We start from the raw sequence: 15,962 nt of genomic DNA, 5'->3' as shown, positions 1-15,962 counted from the left end.
TTAGGAAGAGCGCGGGGCCTGCGGAGACCGGGAAGATCCCGGCAGCGGCGATCCCGGCGGCTGCGATCCCGGCTGCCGCGCTCCCGGCTGCCGCGCTCCCGGCAGCGGCGCTCCCGGCTGCCGCGCTCCCGGCTGCCGCGCTCCCGGCGGCTGCGATCCCGGCGGCTGCGATCCCGGCGGCTGCGGGAAGCAGCAGTCGCCGCACACGCCGGCTCCGGGCACCCGGTAGTACAGGCAGCAGCTGCGGCGCCGGAAGGCCGTGCCGGTGAGGGTGCCGGTCCCGGCGAGCAAGGGGTGGACGAGCAGTCCGGCGGTCAGGGCCCCGGCCCGCCCGGCCGCGTCCGTACGGCCGTGGCGGCGGGCCCAGCGGTCCAGTTCCCGGCCGGCGCCTGCCAGCGCGGAGGCCGCGTTGCCCCACAGCAGCCCGGTGGCGACGCCGTACCTGTCGTGCACGGCGGCCGTCAGGGGCGCCAGGTGGGCGGTGAGCACGACGTCCGCGAGGGCGGTGGTGTCCGCCGGCCGCGCGGACCGCACCTCGGCGAGCCAGAGGTCGTCGGGGGCGGTGGCGTCGGGGTCCCAGCGCAGCAGGTCCGGGGCGAGGTCGGGGACCCGGCCCGTGAGGGCGGCGCAGGCCAGCGCCACCGACCACAGGCGGGCCGCGAGCCCCTGCTGGGCGACGGAGGCGGCGACCCGGGCCTCGGGGGCGCGGAGGGCGTCCGCCACCCTCCGGACGCGGTGGGCGAGGGGGTCGGCCAGGAGGTCGCCCGGCGGGCCGCCGGGCGGAACCGGAACATGAACGTCCGGGCTGGTGTCCCCGTAATCCGGTGCATAGGCGTGCGCGAGGGCGGGAAGGGGTCGGGGCGGCAACGGCCGGGACGCGTGCAGGACGAAGAAGCCGCCGAGCGGGCGGAGTGCGGCGAGGGCGGGGTCGAGGTCCACGGAGAGCAGTACTATCAAGCCCCGTAGGGGTCGCGACCAGGGGTACCTGACGAAAGTCGCCCACCCTGGGGAGGACGAGGGGGTCGTCGTACTCCATCGGTAGTAGGACCCAATGAAGTCTCAGGGACGACGACGGGAAGACCCTGAGGCGGCATCGTGTTGTCCATGGAAGACGACCGTTCGCCGCGCCGGGCCCAGTGCCCCCGCCTCACGCAGAGGATCAGCCGATGAGCGCCCTCGCGTTGTCCGTGCTGCTGTCGCTCGTCTCCGCCGTGGCGTACGCGGGCGGAGCGATCGTGCAGGAGCAGGTCGCGGCGTCCTCCTCGGCGGCTCAGTACGCCCCTGTGCGCCGGCCCGGCTGGTGGGCGGCGGTCGCGCTCAACGGCCTCGGCGGCCTGCTGCACGTCGTGGCGCTCGCCCTCGGTCCGCTCAGCCTGGTGCAGCCGCTCGGGGCGCTGACCATCGTCTTCGCGCTGCCCATGGCGGCGCTGTTCGTGGGCCGCAAGGCCGGTGCGACGGCCTGGCGCGGCGCGCTCATGGCCACGGTCGGCCTCGCCGGTCTGCTCTCCCTGGTCGGCGCGGCCGACGCGCAGTCGCTGGACACCGCTCAGCGGATCGGCGCCGCCGTCGTCACCGGCGCGGTGATCGTCGCACTGATGATCGCCGCCCGGGCCGTGCACCGGCACCCGGCGGTCCGCAGCATCCTGCTGGCGGTCGCGTCCGGCATCGCGTTCGGCATGTCCTCGGTCTTCACCAAGACGGTCGCGGTCGACTGGAGCGGCGGGGTGTCCGCCGCCGACCTGCCGTCCATGGCCGTGATCGGCGTGCTCGCCACGGCGGGCATGGTGCTGTCGCAGGCCTCCTACCGGGGCGCCGGCCTCGCCGCCCCGCTCGCCACGCTGACGGTGGTGAACCCGGTGGTGGCCGCGGTGGTCGGCATCACGATGTTCGGTGAGACCTTCCGGTACGGCACCACCGGCACCGCGCTCGCCCTGAGCTGCGGCGTGGTCGCGGCGGGCGGACTGATCCTGCTGACGACGGAGCGGATCGCACGGGAGTCGGCCTCCGCCGGGGAGAGCGAGGCGCCGGCCGCCGAGCAGCCCGCGGCGCTTCCCGCCGCGGACGGGGCGGAGCCGGTCGCGGTACCGACGGGTCCGGTCGCGGTACCGACAGGTCCGGTCGCGGTACCGACAGGTGCAGCCGTGGTACCGACGGGTCCGGTCCCGGCATCCGTCGCGGCGGAGGCGGCGGGCGTTCCGGTGGCCCGTTTGTCCGAGAAGGTCCTGGTGCCCTCCCCGGTGTCACCGCCGGTGCCGGCCGCCGCCCCCGCCAAGGACCCCGCGAAGGAGCTGTACGCCGCGCGGAGCCGGGCGGAGAGCGACGACGCCACGCTCTCCTACGGCCCCTTCTACGGCGGCCCGTTCGTCCCGCCGCCCGTGTTCAGCCGGCGCCGGGTCCGGGTCAGATCCTGACTCCTCCGGCCCGCAGGTACGCCAGCGGGTCGACGTCGGAACCGAAGCCGGGCCCCGTCCGCACCTCGAAGTGCAGATGCGGGCCCGTGACGTTGCCGGTGGAGCCGGAGCGTCCGATGCGCTGCCCGGCGCCCACCGACTGTCCGTCCCGGACGGAGATCGCCGAAAGGTGGGCGTACTGCGAATAGCGGCCGTCGCTGTGCCGGACGACCACCTGGTACCCGTAGGAACCGCCCCAGCCCGCGCTGACGACCCGCCCGGCCGCGACCGACCTGATCGAGGTGCCGGTGGGGACGGGGAAGTCGACGCCGGTGTGGTAGCCCTTCGACCAGGAGGAACCCGACTGGTGGTAGGGCGTGCCGACGGCGCCGTCGACGGGAGCGACGACGGCGCGGTGCGTGGTGGCCTTGTCCTCGCTGGTCTTGGTCCTGGCCTTGCTGGTGCCGCTGTCGGAGGAGGACTTCCCGGGATCCTTCCGCTGCTCCCGCTCCTGCTGCTTCCGCGGCTTCTCCTGCTTCGGCCGCGGTGTGGCGGTCCCGGAGCCGGTGCGGGGGGCGGTGCCCGCCGTCCCACCGCGCAGCGACAGGCGCTGACCCGGCAGGATCAGGTCGGGGTCCGCTCCGATGGCGTCGCGGTTGGCCTCGTACAGCCCCTGCCAGCCGCCGCCGACCCGGTGGGTGTCGGCGATGCCGGAGAGGGTGTCGCCGGTGACCACCGTGTACATGCGGCCCTTGCCGGCCCGGGACTGCGGCGTGGTCTGCGGCTGGATGTCCTTCACCGAGTCCGCCTTGGCGGCGGGCTTCTTGGCGGACTTCTCGGAGGGCGTGCCGGCGGACTTCTCGTCCCCCGCTCCCCCGGCCGGCCGGATGTCCGGCGTGTCGCCGCCACGGGTCAGTCCGGCCCGCTGCGAGCACACCGGCCAGGCGCCGGGTCCCTGTCCGTCGAGCACCTTCTCGGCGATGGCGATCTGCTGGTCCTTGGTGGCCAGGTCGGCACGCGGGGCGTACCGGGTGCCGCCGAAGGCCTCCCAGGTGGACTGGGTGAACTGCAACCCGCCGTAGTAGCCGTTGCCGGTGTTGATGTCCCAGTCGTCGGTGGACTCGCAGGCGGCGACCTTGTCCCAGGTCTCCACGTCGGCCGCCTGGACCGTGCCGGTACCGACGAGCGGGAGGGCCAGACCCGCGCCGCCCGCGGTGACGGTCAGTGAGGCGCGGTTGATCCTGTTCGGCTGATACCGGCGGTGCCGGCCGCGTACGGCCATGGAGGTCCCCCTCGACATTGCGTCAGGAGGGGCAAAAGTAAGCGCCCCGAACAGGCCATGACAAGACGGCAATCGGCCGGTTCGTCCCGCCAAGTGGCGTGGAATGAATACCCGTTGGCCGGATGCGGCGTCCGCCCGCTGAGACGCGGGGCGCGTTCCGCGCGTACTGGAGTCCGCCGGGCCAGAAAGTGCGACCGGCGAACGGGCACGTCAGGATGGTCACGGGGCGGAACCGGCCATACTGGCGGACACGACCGGCACCACCGACACCAAGGTCACTAGGAGCCATCCCAATGAGCAGTACAGCGCAGATCGGCGTCACGGGTCTCGCGGTCATGGGCCGCAACCTCGCCCGCAACTTCGCCCGCAACGGCTACACGGTCGCGTTGCACAACCGCACGGCGTCGCGCACGCACGCGCTGGTGGAGGAGTTCGGCGGCGAGGGCGACTTCGTCGCGACCGAGACCGCCAAGGAGTTCGTGGCGGCGCTGGAGCGGCCCCGACGCCTGGTGATCATGGTCAAGGCCGGTGACCCGACCGACGCGGTGATCCAGGAGTTCGCCCCGCTCCTGGAGCCGGGCGACATGATCATCGACGGGGGCAACGCCCACTTCGCGGACACCAGGCGCCGGGAACGCGAACTGCGCGAGCAGGGCATCCACTTCGTCGGCACGGGCATCTCCGGCGGCGAGGAGGGCGCGCTGCACGGCCCGAGCATCATGCCGGGCGGCTCGAAGGAGTCGTACGGGTCGCTGGGCCCGATGCTGGAGAAGATCTCCGCGAAGGCGGCGGACGAGGCGCCCTGCGTGACGCACGTGGGCCCCGACGGTGCCGGGCACTTCGTGAAGATGGTGCACAACGGCATCGAGTACGCCGACATGCAGCTGATCGGCGAGGCGTACCAGCTGCTGCGCGACGTCGCCGGGTACTCCCCCGCGCAGATCGCCGACATCTTCCGCACCTGGAACACCGGCCGGCTGGACTCGTACCTGATCGAGATCACCGCCGAGGTGCTGTCGCACGTGGACGCGGAGACCGGCAAGCCGTTCGTGGACGTGGTGGTCGACCAGGCGGAGCAGAAGGGCACGGGCCGCTGGACGGTGCAGATCGCGCTGGACCTGGGCGTGCCGGTGTCCGGTATCGCGGAGGCCGTCTTCGCCCGGTCGCTGTCCGGGCACGCGGCGCTGCGGGAGGCCTCGCGGGGGCTGGAGGGTCCGAAGGCGTCGGCGCTCGGCGAGTCGGAGGCGGCCGCCTTCGCCGACCGCGTCGAGCAGGCCCTGTACGCGTCGAAGATCGTCTCGTACACGCAGGGCTTCCACGAGATCGCGGCGGGCAGTGAGGAGTACGGCTGGGACATCGACCTGGGCGCGGTCTCCGCGATCTGGCGCGGCGGCTGCATCATCCGCGCGGCCTTCCTGGACCGCATCCGCGCCGCGTACGACGCCCGACCCGACCTGCCGAGCCTGCTGTCGGACGAGACGTTCGCGCAGGAGATCGCCGCCGCCCAGGACGACTGGCGCGAGGTCCTGGTCGCCGCGACCCGGCAGGGCGTGCCGACGCCCGGGTTCGCCGCCGCCCTCGCCTACTACGACGCGCTGCGCGCCGAGCGGCTGCCCGCGGCGCTGACGCAGGGGCAGCGGGACTTCTTCGGCGCGCACACGTACCGGAGGACGGACCGGGACGGCGCGTTCCACACGCTGTGGGGCGGGGACCGGTCGGAGGTCACGGCGTAACGCGCAGCGGGGCGGGGCGGGGCAGGCCGAAGGGGCCGGTGGACGGCCGCGGTGAGACCGCGGTGAGATCGCGGTGAGTGAGACCGCGACGAGACGCGGTGAGACCGCGGCGGGACTCGTCCACCGGCCCCTTCGCCTTGGTTGCCCCGGTCGGCTCGGGCGTCCCTCAGGTGAGGGGCGGTCCCGGTTCCGGGCTGGGCACCGGCTCCGGTCCCGGCGGGATCGGTGACGGCGAGGGCTCGGGAGGCCCCGGCGGCTGCGGTGTCGGCTGCGGGCCGGGCCCCGGGGGCTGCGGCGTGGGTTCCGGGCCGGGCCCCGGGGGCGGAGGCGGCGGGGTCGGTTCCGGGCCCGGGCTCGGTGGCGGCACCGGGTCGGGGTGCGGCTGTGGGGGCTCCGGGTCCGGACCTGGTGAGGGCCCCGGAGTGGGCCCCGGCGGAACGGGATCCGGATACGGGTTCGTCATGGCGCTGTCCTCCGGCCAGTCGTCGACGTCGGCTCTGGACTTGTCCCCCGCCTACCCGACGCCCGCCGCCGCACTCACTCCCCCGCATGAACCCCCGGGCCCAGGTGGCCGAGGCGCGCCGCCTCCGCTCCGGCGGCCAGTCCGGGCGCGGGGCTGGCGAGCACCGGGAGGCGGGTTCGGGCCGAGTCCCGGGCCGGCGCCATGGATGCCTGGGCCAGGACGATCACGTCGGCACCGGTGACGGCCTCGGCGGCCTCGGCCACCAGCCGCAGAAAGCCCTCGGTGTCACCGGCCTCGAACCGCGCCCAGGCGCCCTCGACCAGCCGGGTCCGCAGCCGCACGGCACGGCCGGCGCGCCGGGACTCCTCCTCGACCAGGGCCGCCGTCGGAGCGAGCGTGCTCTCCAGGGCGGCGAGGACGACGACGCGTGGGCCGGCGGCCACCGCGGCGGCGGCCATGGGCCGGTCGACCCGCAGCACGGGCACCCCGGCCTCGTCGGCGGCGCCCTCAGCGACGGCACCGATGGTGGAGCAGGTGCACAGCACGGCCCTCGCCCCCTCCCCCACGGCCCGCCGCACCACGCCACGCACGGCGTCCGTCACCGCCTCGGGCCCCTCGCGCCGCGCCCGTTCCAGCAACCCGGCGTCGACGTGATGCCGCAGCTCCAGACCCGGGTGCGCCGCGTCGCGCAGGGCGTCGAAGACCGGGACGTGGACGGGCGAGGTGTGCAGCAGTGCCAGCAAGCGCGCGCTCCTTTCGTCCCTCGCCCTCGTCGGTTGTCTACCGTCCAGTTCAGAAGCGCTCGGGATTCGCCACGAGCCACTCCTTGGCCGCGCGCAGCAGCTCCGGATCGGCGGCGGGCGCCTCTTCGGGATGGCGCTCGGCCCACTTCACGACGTAGGGGCAGAGCGGAGCGACGGCGACGCCCTCGCGGCATGCCAGGGCGTACAGCTCACGCGCCAGCGAGCCCGCGATGCCGCGGCCCTCATGCGCCGGTTCGACGACGGTGTGGACGGGGACGAGGGCCCGCTCGGGAGCGTCCAGGACGAAGTACTCGACCCGGCCGACGACCTCGCCGGCCGCGAACGCCTCCAGCCGGCCCGCCGCCCGGTCGTCACGGATCTCGATGTCGCTCACGGTCACGCTCCTCGTCCCCTGGATCGGTACGTCAGACCGACACGGCCTGCGGGCTGCGCTCCTGGTCCGAACCGGGCACCGGCTCGGACGCGTCGGCACCCAGGGCGACGATACGGTTGTCGCCGTCCACGTGCACGACCCGCGGCCGCAGCGCCCGGGCCTCGGCGTCGGTGACCTGGGCGTAGCTGATGATGATCACCAGGTCACCGGGGTGCACGAGATGCGCGGCGGCCCCGTTGATCCCGACCACCCCGGACCCCCGCTCCCCCTCGATGACGTACGTCTCCAGCCGGGCCCCGTTGGTGATGTCCACGATGTGCACCAGTTCCCCGGGCAGCAGGTCGGCGGCGTCGAGCAGATCGGCATCGATGGTCACGGAACCGACGTAGTGCAGGTCGGCCTGGGTGACGGTGGCGCGGTGGATCTTGGACTTGAACAGAGTACGCAGCACTTGGGACTCCTCTGAGACGGCTCCCTGCCTGCTTTCTGCAGGTCAAGGGCGTCCTCGACTTTACACCGACACCCCCGTTCGATGTTTGTGAGGAACATCGCTCCGGTCGGGCTGGACGGCTTTCCCACCTGGGCTTTCCCTTCGCACCGGCACCTGTTGGGACGATCGCCCCGGAACGTGCGGGGACTCATGCTGACCGGATGCCGACTTACCTGATGAGCCATCAGGCATGCGGGAGACTCCTCTGCACACACGGATGACGTGCGCCCAAGCACCACCGATCTGTCGGGCACCGACCTCGCTCTGGCTCACGGAGCACGGCTCCTTTGACCATCAACCGGTCGACGCTCGACCGCTCCGAAAGTCGGCTCGCTGGGCCCTGCCGCCCGAGGCCCCTCGGCAACGCGGAACTCGCGAGCGAGGCCAAGGCGCCGACGCCGGCCCGCCCGGGCCGAAGCCAAGGTCACGCGCCTCTGCGCACTTGCGTGCGCCGTTCCTCCCTTCCGTACGGTCCAGCCCGATGGTGAACCGCTTGCGCACACCGTGAAGGAGGGCTGTTGAAGCCGACCGAGGAAGTACTCCTAGACCTGACCCGACCCTCGAACGTATCCGTCCACTCGGACGATGCGCTCGTCGGGAAGGTGACGGCCGCCATCGCGGCGGACGACAAGAAACGCAAGGAGAATGTGCTCGAGCCGCTCCGCCGGAAGCCCGCCCTCGTCCCTATCCTGCCGACGGAGCTGCCCCGGCAGTTCGAAGTGACCCTCTGGGACGTGCTGCACACCCTCGCCCGGGCCACTGCCCTGTCGTGGCGGGGGGCGGGCCGGGGGCTGGCGGAGCACTGGGGCGCACTCAAGTACACCCAGGCCTTGGCCGGCGGTCGTGACTCCTTCCTCGGCCTCACCGACGAAGGCCACCGCATCGCGGACCACTACAAGTCGCTGCAGTCCGGCGAGCTTGGCGTCGGATTCGCACTCACGCTCGCCGAGCACATGCTGGGCAGCCGCTTCCCCGACCATTCGGTGACAATCGTCCCCGCCGACACGGCGTTACGCGCGGGCTGGGCCCTCAACAGCAGGGACAAGGGCGAGAAGGTGAAGTACCGCTACCGGCCCCAGTACTTTGCCGAGGTCTGGCGGCCGGGCGAGCCGCCCCTCGTCATCCCCCTCGTCTGCAAGGGCAACCACAGCGACTCCGCCACCTCCGCCGACCAGCTGGCCTCCGCCTCGGCCCATGCCGAAGCAGTCCACATCGGCGCGTGGAACGAGACCCCCGGTCTGCTGTTCAGTACACAACTCCCTACGGACGGCGGCACGATGACCGTCCACGCCCTCAAGGCACCGGGCAGTGGCGGGCGACTGTCCCCGGCAGAGGGCCGGGAAGCGAACCTGAACGCCCCGCCGTTCCAGGCGAACGTGATGCCGCACATCCACCCGCCGGCCGAGGGCCTGATGGCACCGGAGCCCGTACGGGGCTGCCACGTGCAGCCGAAAGACTACGCCTGGTTCCAGGAGGCCCTGGCCCACACCACCGCGGCGGGCCTCATGGCCTTCACCGGCTCCGGCCACGCAACCGCCCGCCACCTGACCGACCGGCAGGGCCGCAAACGCTTCACCGGTCTCGAACACGCGGCCAGCATGAGCATTCAGGACGCGGCCCACACCCTCTTCGGCACCGAGTACGTCGGCACCGACCACGTCTTCCGACTCAACGGCCCCCGCGCCGAGGCGTTCTCCGGCGTGGACAAGGAAGTCTTCCGACTTCTCGCCAGAGGCGACGTCGAGGAGTACCGCGCCCTCGTCCACGCGAGCCGCGACGTCCGCCCCTCCCTCACCTTCGACAAGAACTGGGGCGGCCCCGTCTCCGTCCACGCCGACGGCTCCGTTTTCGCCCTGCGACTGCTGCCGGGGCAGAACGAGGAACCCGGCGCGTGCTCGACTCGCTAGCGCGCCTCTGAGACGACAGGTCCGTCCGGACGGCCTCTGGGCGGACAACCAAACCACCTGACGGCCAGGTGCGTGGGCCTCGACTCGCGGTGACGGTGTAGGCGCGGGCGATGCAACGCATGGCCTCGCTTACCCACCCCGAAGGACGGCAGCGTCACCCGAACCTGCATCAGACCCACCGTAGGAGGCGGCACTGACAATCGAAGGGCGCGCCGGACGTCGCGGTGAGCGTCCCCGCTCCCCCCGCCTCCGAGGCGGCGCCCGGGCAACTTTTCCAGATCTAACCTCAGCACCGCGCCGAGTCGATACCGTGTCGCTCCAGTCGGCTGGAGGGGGCTCACATGAAGGGGTGGGCCCGAGAGGGCCGGACCGACGCCTACAAGGCGCTGAGCGAGGCCGTGGCACCGGAGCACCGGGTGCACTACCACGGCCGGATGATGTCGCTTCTGCCGGCAGACGTCTGCCGGGGGGACAGCACGGGTCCCGAGCCGATGCTGTCAGCACTGGTAGTCAATGGATCCAGCCGGAAGCCTTCCGACCAATTCTTCGAGCTGGCCGTTACCAAGTTCCACCATCGGGACCCTGACTGGGCCTGGGAGTGGGAGCGGGATGCAGTATTTGACCGTTATCGCAGCCCGGTTTCGCCTTGAGTCCACTGCGGCGTATCGCTCGGCTGCCCTGTACATCCGCCGTGCGGGGCAGCCACCCACTGTGGACGGCTCCCGGGTTAACACTGCCGACTACACCGCATCCTCTCGCTGCAACGGCGGTAGAGGGAATGGACGCGTGACCGCCTCTCAGGCGTTCTCGTCATGAATCCGCGCACCCAGATCCTCCGCCCACTCCAGCGCCCACGCCTTGAGTTCTTCGATCTGCCGGGAGGTGAGCCCGTAAGCGGTGTAGTCCTCATCCTCGTACCAGTCCGCGCCGACGAGCCGGTCCCGGAGGTCTTCGAGGCTGAACTGGTCGTGGGCGCGACGCCGGCCCAGGGATTCGAGGTCGGCGGTGGAGCGATGGCGGGAGGCAGCCTGGACGTCGATGAGGTCGCGGACGGTGCCGCGGTCGGCGAGGGCACGGACCTTGGTGCCGATCACGTCATCGAGGGAAAGCACCGGGCCGTAGGGGGTCTGGGCAGGCGGAGCCCAGAACGCCTCCTTGAGGACGTCGACCTCGCACTCCTCGCCGGTGTCCCGATCGGTGACGAGGAACCGGCCGCTGAGCGGATCGGTCTGGACGTGCGTGGTCCGCCATCCGCGCGCGCTGAGGCCTGCCGTGAGTGAGGCGACGATCTCATGCATCGGAGCGGGATTCTCGGTGGCGACGTCGAGGTCACGGCTGAAGCGTTCGACCAGGCCGTGGGCCTGCACGGCGTATCCGCCGGTGAGGACCAGCGGGTAAGGGGAGCCGAGGTCGAGGATGTCGGCGAGGAGACGCTCTTGGAGCGGAGTGAGCTTCACGCGGCGGTCGTGTCGGCCGGAGCGGCGCGGAGCAGCTCGGGGAAGGCGTCCTCCCAGACCTCGCGGATGTAGGGACTGATCAAGCGCCGCAGCACGGGCCACTGCTCGGCGAGCAGCCGGTGGTGCAGGAGTGCCACCAGGTCCTCACTCAGTCCTTCGGCGAGGACGGTCCGGTACAGCGTCATGCGGGATTTCGGACGGTCAAGGCTGTAGCTCGTCCGCCCGGACCAGACGATGTGGAGCGGCAGGGCCACGTCGCCCTCGACGGGGCCGGCCAGCTCCTGCAAGCGCTCGGGCAGTCGGCTGCGGTAGCGGTCCCGCAGCACCTCGGCGCGGGGGGCGGTGATCGTCGTGTCCATGCATCCAGTATCGCTGCTGCGAGGCGGCGGCATGGCGGATACGGAGGTCCCCTGTCGTAAGGACAGGTCAGGCGGCCGCCCGCCCTTCCCTCGGACATCTCCCTCAGTGGTCGCTCAGCGCATCATGGTCTACCCGTGCAGCCACCAGGTGACGCGGCAGCCGGCTGCCCTGCAGACCTGGGACCGGCTCCGAGCGCGGGCGCGGGTGATCATGACGCAGCAGGTCACGCGGAGGGCCGCCGCGGCGGAGTCGGCTGCGGCTTCGGTCTCGGAAATGACGACGGTGCCGAAGCCGAGGCCCATGACGCCAGCGCAGGGGACGAGAAGGACACCGGGGCGGCCGAGGTCGCGGTAGCGGCCGGAGGGGGCAAGCGGCATCCATAAGGCACGCCGCTTCGGCCCCGACAGCCCACTCACTCAGGACACGTGCCGGGGACGTGCTGTCGAGTAACTCAGCGAACCTCCCAACCGGGAGCCAGGCACCTGTGTCCAGGTCCCCCATCATGGCGGCCACCTGGTCAAGCCGGCTGGAACGCTCCCGCGCCCGATGCTGACCGTTTGCTGACCTGAGCGGAGCTATCAAGCCTCTGACCTGCACAAACACCCAGATACTAGATCTTGGACTTGAACATGGTCCGGAACATGGCGAGACTCCCGATTCGTCCGCTCCCTGCCTGCTTCTGCAGGTCAAGGGCGTTGCCGGGAGACCACATGGACGGGCATGCCGGGTCAGCTGCCGCCGGGTGTTGAAGGACTCACACCGGCACATGGCCGGCCTTCCCGACTCCCGCGCCACAAGCCGAGTGCTCCGCGACCGAGCACGTCGCCCTCACCGGGCCGTGCTGTTCGCGAGGGTCGCCGCCGTGGCGGCGGCGGCCCTCGCGACCATCAGCGATGTCTTCGTGCAGGGCCGGTCAGGCCCGGGTCCAGCGTTGGTTGCTGCCGTTCGAGCAGGAATAGAGCTGGATCAGGGTGCCGTTGGCGGTGGCGCCCCCGACGGCGTCGAGGCAGAGGCCGGACTGTACGCCGACGATGGATCCGTCGGAGTTGAGGCGCCACTTCTGGTTGTCGCCGCCCCAGCAGCTGTAGATCTGCACCTTGGCGCCGTTGCCGGTGCCGGCGGCGTCCAGGCACTTGTCGCCGTAGACCCTGAGCTCACCGGCGTCGGTGTACGTCCACTGCTGGTTGGTGCCGTTGTGGCAGTCCCACAACTGGACCTGGGTGCCGTCGGTGGTGCTGCTGTTGGGCGTGTCCAGGCAACGGCCTGAAGCGACGCTCTTGATCGTTCCGCCGTCCGCGGGCGGTGTGGTGGAGCCGCCGTTGAGTGCGTTGAGGACGGCGGTGTAGGCGGGCTTCTTGCTGCCGTCGTTGTTGAACAGCAGCGGCGTCTGCTCCGCTCGCCAGGAGTCGCTGTCGCGCACACCCCAGACGGTGACACCGAGGCAGCGCGAGACGGCCAGGCAGTCGTTGACCACGTTGGCGTAGGTCGAGGCAGAGGCACCCTGGATGTCGAGCTCGGTGACGGCCACGTCGACGCCGAGAGCGGCGAAGTTCTGCAAGGTGGTCCGGAAGTTGCTGTTGTAGGGGCTGCCGCTGTTGAAGTGTGACTGGAAGCCGACGCAGTCGATCGGCACGCCGCGCTGCTTGAAGTCCCGCACCATGGCGTACATGGCCTGGGTCTTGGCCCAGGTCCAGTTCTCGACGTTGTAGTCGTTGTAGCAGAGCTTGGCGGACGGGTCGGCGGCGCGCGCGGCGCGGAAGGCGACCTCGATCCAGTCGTTGCCGGTGCGCTGCAGGTTGGAGTCGCGTCGCGCTCCCGAACTTCCGTCGGCGAAGGCCTCGTTCACGACGTCCCACTGCGTGATCTTGCCCTTGTAGTGGTTCATCACGCCGTTGATGTGGTCGATCATCGCCTGGCGCAGCGCACTGCCGCTGAGGCTCTGCATCCAGCCGGGCTGCTGGGAGTGCCAGGCCAGGGTGTGGCCGCGCACCTCCTTGCCGTTCTGTACCGCCCAGTTGTAGACGCGGTCGGCGGCGGTGAAGTTGAACTGGCCCCGCTGCGGTTCGGTGGCGTCGATCTTCATCTCGTTCTCGGCCGTCACCGAGTTGAACTCGCGGGCTGCGATCGTCGCGTACGTCGAGTCGCTCAGCCTGTTCGCGGCGATGGCGACGCCGAAGTAGCGGCCGCTCTGCGCCGCCGCGGCACCGAGCGTACTCTCGGCGGCTTGAGCGGGCGGCGGCGCGACCAGTGCGGCGACCACACCCAGGACGCCGGCGACCAACGCCAGCAGCAGAACGCGGGTTTTCCGCCGGACAACGGGTCCGGGAAGGGCATATGAGCCCATGACTGTGCCTCCAAGGCGGGAATGACGGGATCACCGGACACCGCGGTCATGGGACCCGGGTGGGTCTCAATCGGCACGGACGGGCCCGGTCGCCGGCGAATGAGGTACGCCGGGCGGCAGCGGTCTTTCGACCCAGGCACGGGTGTACTCCAGCGCGGCTCAGCCGGGAGGCCGTCACACGGCGTCGCATCCCTCTCCGACTGCACGGAGAGTCAGGATGTGTCGGTGCGAGCCTCATCGGAACGAAATGCGGAGTGGCGCAGGTGCTTTGGCGCGCGGATCTCTCGGGCGGTCGTGCACGGCTCTGCATACGGCACAGTCCGCCCAGGACCCGCACAGTTCGACATCTCGGCCTTCGGTCGGGTTGCCAGACAGATGATTGAGGAGGTGTCGGTGGCTCGTCAATCCTCTTGCATCGGAAACATTTCCGCTTCCGATCGCAACTTTCGGAGACCCACCCCAAGCCGGTGGAACCCCTGGACCAGCGAGCCGCTGTCGCCGACCACCTGGTGGTCCGCAGGTGACGCACATGCTCATCACGCTCGGCGAGGAGCTGTTTGCGGACAGATCGGCGACAGCCCTTGACCGGAGGTCTCCACCTTCCTAGCTTGTGGCGTCACAGATCCGAGAGCGAACCGAAAGTTTCGAATCCTCTGCGCCCCGGCGCGGCTGCCGCTCCGCGGTTCATCGGCGGCGCCCCACCCCGCCCCCAAAGGAGGCCCTCTGATGTGGCTTCGCCACCCGTCCCCGGTCCGCTCAAGACGCTTACTCGGGGTTCTCGCGCCCTTGCTTCTGGTGGCGGCCTTCCTCGGCGCCCAGCCCGCCGAGGCCGCGACCATAGACCCCAACGCCTCGTACGTGCTGGTCAACCGCAACAGTGGCAAGGCCCTGGACGTCTACAACATGGCGACCGGTGACGGCGCCCGCATCACCCAGTGGACCAAGAACGACCAGAACCAGCAGCAGTGGCAGTTCGTCGATTCCGGAGACGGCTACTACCGCATCAAGTCCCGCCACTCGGGCAAGGTACTGGACGTCCACAACTGGTCCACCGCGAACGGCGGCTCGATTGTGCAGTGGACCGACCTGAACGGCACCAACCAGCAGTGGCGACTGGCCGACAGCTCGGACGGCTACGTGAGGCTCGTCTCGCGGCACAGCAACAAGGCCCTCGAAGTACAGGGCGCCTCCACCGCCGACAACGCGAACATCGTCCAGTACGACGACTGGGGCGGCACCAACCAGCAGTGGCAGCTCGTCAAGGTCGGCGCCGACACCCCCGGCTCGTGTGACCTCCCGTCGAACTACCGCTGGACGTCGACGGGCGCGCTGGCGCAGCCCAAACAGGGGTGGGTCTCGCTCAAGGACTTCACCGTCGCCCCCTACAACGGCAGACAACTCGTCTACGCCACCACGCACGACACGGGAACGAGGTGGGGTTCGATGAACTTCGGCCTGTTCACCAACTGGTCGGAGATGGCCTCGGCCGGCCAGAACACGATGAACAACTCCACCGTCGCACCCACGCTCTTCTACTTCGCACCGAAGAACATCTGGGTACTCGCCTACCAGTGGGGCGGGACCGCCTTCTCCTATCGGACGTCGAGCGACCCCACCAACCCGAACGGCTGGTCGTCCGAGCAGGTGCTCTTCTCCGGAAGCATCTCCGGCTCCGGAACGGGTCCCATCGACCAGGCACTCATCGGTGACGGCACGAACATGTACCTGTTCTTCGCCGGCGACAACGGCAAGATCTACCGGGCCAGCATGCCGATAGGGAACTTCCCGGGCAGCTTCGGCTCGACCTCGACGGTGATCATGAGCGATACGACGAACAACCTGTTCGAAGCCCCGCAGGTCTACAAACTGCAGGGTCAGAACCGCTATCTCATGATCGTCGAGGCGATCGGCTCGCAGGGCCGGTACTTCCGCTCGTTCACGGCTACCAGTCTGAACGGCTCCTGGACACCTCAGGCCGCGACCGAGAGCAACCCCTTCGCCGGCAAGGCCAACAGTGGCGCCACCTGGACCAACGACATCAGCCACGGCGAGCTGATCCGCACCAGCGCCGATCAGACCATGACCGTCGATCCCTGCAATCTGAAACTGCTTTACCAGGGACGCAGCCCCAACTCCGGCGGTGACTACGGTCTCCTGCCCTACCGTCCGGGTCTGCTGACCCTGCAGCGCTGACGGCAGGACGCGGGTCCGGCTCGGAGGGGGAGCCGGTGTGGCGGGCCCGGCGGAAGGCCCGGCCCGCCACACCGTGATCCGAAGGGCCGTGTCCTCTCTCCGCCCGCGCGGTGAAGAAGGAGAGTCACCCGGCAATCGCGCCGAGGCCGCCCCGGTCTGGACGGTGGTCAGGAGCGAAGGCGCTCGACCTGAAGTCGGGCCGGCGA

At 70.7% G+C, this 15,962-nt stretch carries 13 protein-coding genes; 4 read left to right on the top strand and 9 right to left on the bottom strand.

What is annotated here, in order from left to right:
* Positions 1-957, bottom strand: coding sequence for a (2Fe-2S)-binding protein (locus OIE75_RS36390; protein ID WP_329473480.1), 957 nt, complete (start codon positions 955-957; stop codon positions 1-3).
* Between the two features lie 209 nt (positions 958-1,166).
* Between OIE75_RS36390 and OIE75_RS36385 the strand changes: the two genes are divergently transcribed.
* A complete protein-coding gene (locus OIE75_RS36385) occupies positions 1,167-2,411 on the top strand; it encodes a DMT family transporter (protein ID WP_329473479.1) in 1,245 nt (414 codons plus the stop codon).
* Here the strand turns inward: OIE75_RS36385 and OIE75_RS36380 are convergent.
* The gene (locus OIE75_RS36380) at positions 2,401-3,672 is read right to left on the bottom strand and encodes a transglycosylase family protein (RefSeq protein ID WP_329473478.1); all 1,272 of its coding nucleotides are present in this window, start codon (positions 3,670-3,672) and stop codon (positions 2,401-2,403) included. The genes OIE75_RS36385 and OIE75_RS36380 overlap by 11 nt on opposite strands.
* Positions 3,673-3,965: 293 nt before the next feature.
* Here OIE75_RS36380 and gndA point away from each other — a divergent pair, with 293 nt between their 5' ends.
* Positions 3,966-5,405 carry an NADP-dependent phosphogluconate dehydrogenase gene (gene gndA, locus OIE75_RS36375; RefSeq protein ID WP_234955514.1) on the top strand — a complete coding sequence of 480 codons (1,440 nt, stop codon included), beginning with the start codon at positions 3,966-3,968 and terminating at the stop codon, positions 5,403-5,405.
* A gap of 537 nt (positions 5,406-5,942) precedes the next feature.
* Here gndA and OIE75_RS36370 read toward each other — a convergent pair.
* From OIE75_RS36370 to panD, 3 genes are read right to left on the bottom strand one after another with little or no spacing between them, the layout of a single operon-like run.
* Positions 5,943-6,611: an aspartate/glutamate racemase family protein gene (locus OIE75_RS36370; protein WP_329473477.1), complete on the bottom strand. Its 669-nt coding sequence runs from the start codon at positions 6,609-6,611 to the stop codon at positions 5,943-5,945.
* 49 nt (positions 6,612-6,660) lie between these two features.
* The gene (locus OIE75_RS36365; RefSeq protein ID WP_329473476.1) at positions 6,661-7,005 is read right to left on the bottom strand and encodes a GNAT family N-acetyltransferase; all 345 of its coding nucleotides are present in this window, start codon (positions 7,003-7,005) and stop codon (positions 6,661-6,663) included.
* Positions 7,006-7,036: 31 nt separating this feature from the next.
* Positions 7,037-7,456, bottom strand: coding sequence for an aspartate 1-decarboxylase (panD, locus tag OIE75_RS36360; RefSeq protein WP_329473475.1), 420 nt, complete (start codon positions 7,454-7,456; stop codon positions 7,037-7,039).
* A 557-nt stretch (positions 7,457-8,013) separates the two neighbouring features.
* On the opposite strand from panD, the gene OIE75_RS36355 reads away from it, so the two are divergent.
* Positions 8,014-9,402: a hypothetical protein gene (locus OIE75_RS36355; protein WP_329473474.1), complete on the top strand. Its 1,389-nt coding sequence runs from the start codon at positions 8,014-8,016 to the stop codon at positions 9,400-9,402.
* Positions 9,403-10,199: 797 nt separating this feature from the next.
* Here the strand turns inward: OIE75_RS36355 and OIE75_RS36350 are convergent.
* The 4 genes from OIE75_RS36350 to OIE75_RS36335 form a co-directional block, all read right to left on the bottom strand.
* Positions 10,200-10,859 (bottom strand): nucleotidyl transferase AbiEii/AbiGii toxin family protein, encoded by a 660-nt coding sequence (locus OIE75_RS36350; protein ID WP_329473473.1) that lies wholly within the window; start codon positions 10,857-10,859, stop codon positions 10,200-10,202.
* On the bottom strand, positions 10,856-11,218 hold the full coding sequence (locus tag OIE75_RS36345) for a hypothetical protein (RefSeq protein WP_329473472.1): 363 nt from the start codon (positions 11,216-11,218) through the stop codon (positions 10,856-10,858). Before OIE75_RS36345 ends, OIE75_RS36350 begins: the two co-directional genes overlap by 4 nt.
* 129 nt (positions 11,219-11,347) lie before the next feature.
* Entirely contained in the window at positions 11,348-11,596 is a 249-nt protein-coding gene (locus OIE75_RS36340; RefSeq protein WP_329473471.1) for a hypothetical protein, read from the bottom strand.
* A 536-nt stretch (positions 11,597-12,132) separates the two neighbouring features.
* Complete coding sequence (locus tag OIE75_RS36335) at positions 12,133-13,563, bottom strand: endo-1,4-beta-xylanase (protein WP_307016520.1); 1,431 nt, start codon at positions 13,561-13,563, stop codon at positions 12,133-12,135.
* Between the two features lie 726 nt (positions 13,564-14,289).
* On the opposite strand from OIE75_RS36335, the gene OIE75_RS36330 reads away from it, so the two are divergent.
* Positions 14,290-15,756: a non-reducing end alpha-L-arabinofuranosidase family hydrolase gene (locus tag OIE75_RS36330; RefSeq protein ID WP_329473470.1), complete on the top strand. Its 1,467-nt coding sequence runs from the start codon at positions 14,290-14,292 to the stop codon at positions 15,754-15,756.
* The last annotated feature ends 206 nt before the right edge of the window (positions 15,757-15,962 follow it).

Source organism: Streptomyces sp. NBC_01723, from assembly GCF_036246005.1.
In the GTDB taxonomy this organism is placed as follows: Bacteria; Actinomycetota; Actinomycetes; order Streptomycetales; family Streptomycetaceae; genus Streptomyces.
Note: the sequence above shows the minus strand (reverse complement) of the source record. Positions and strands in the feature narration are given on the sequence as shown.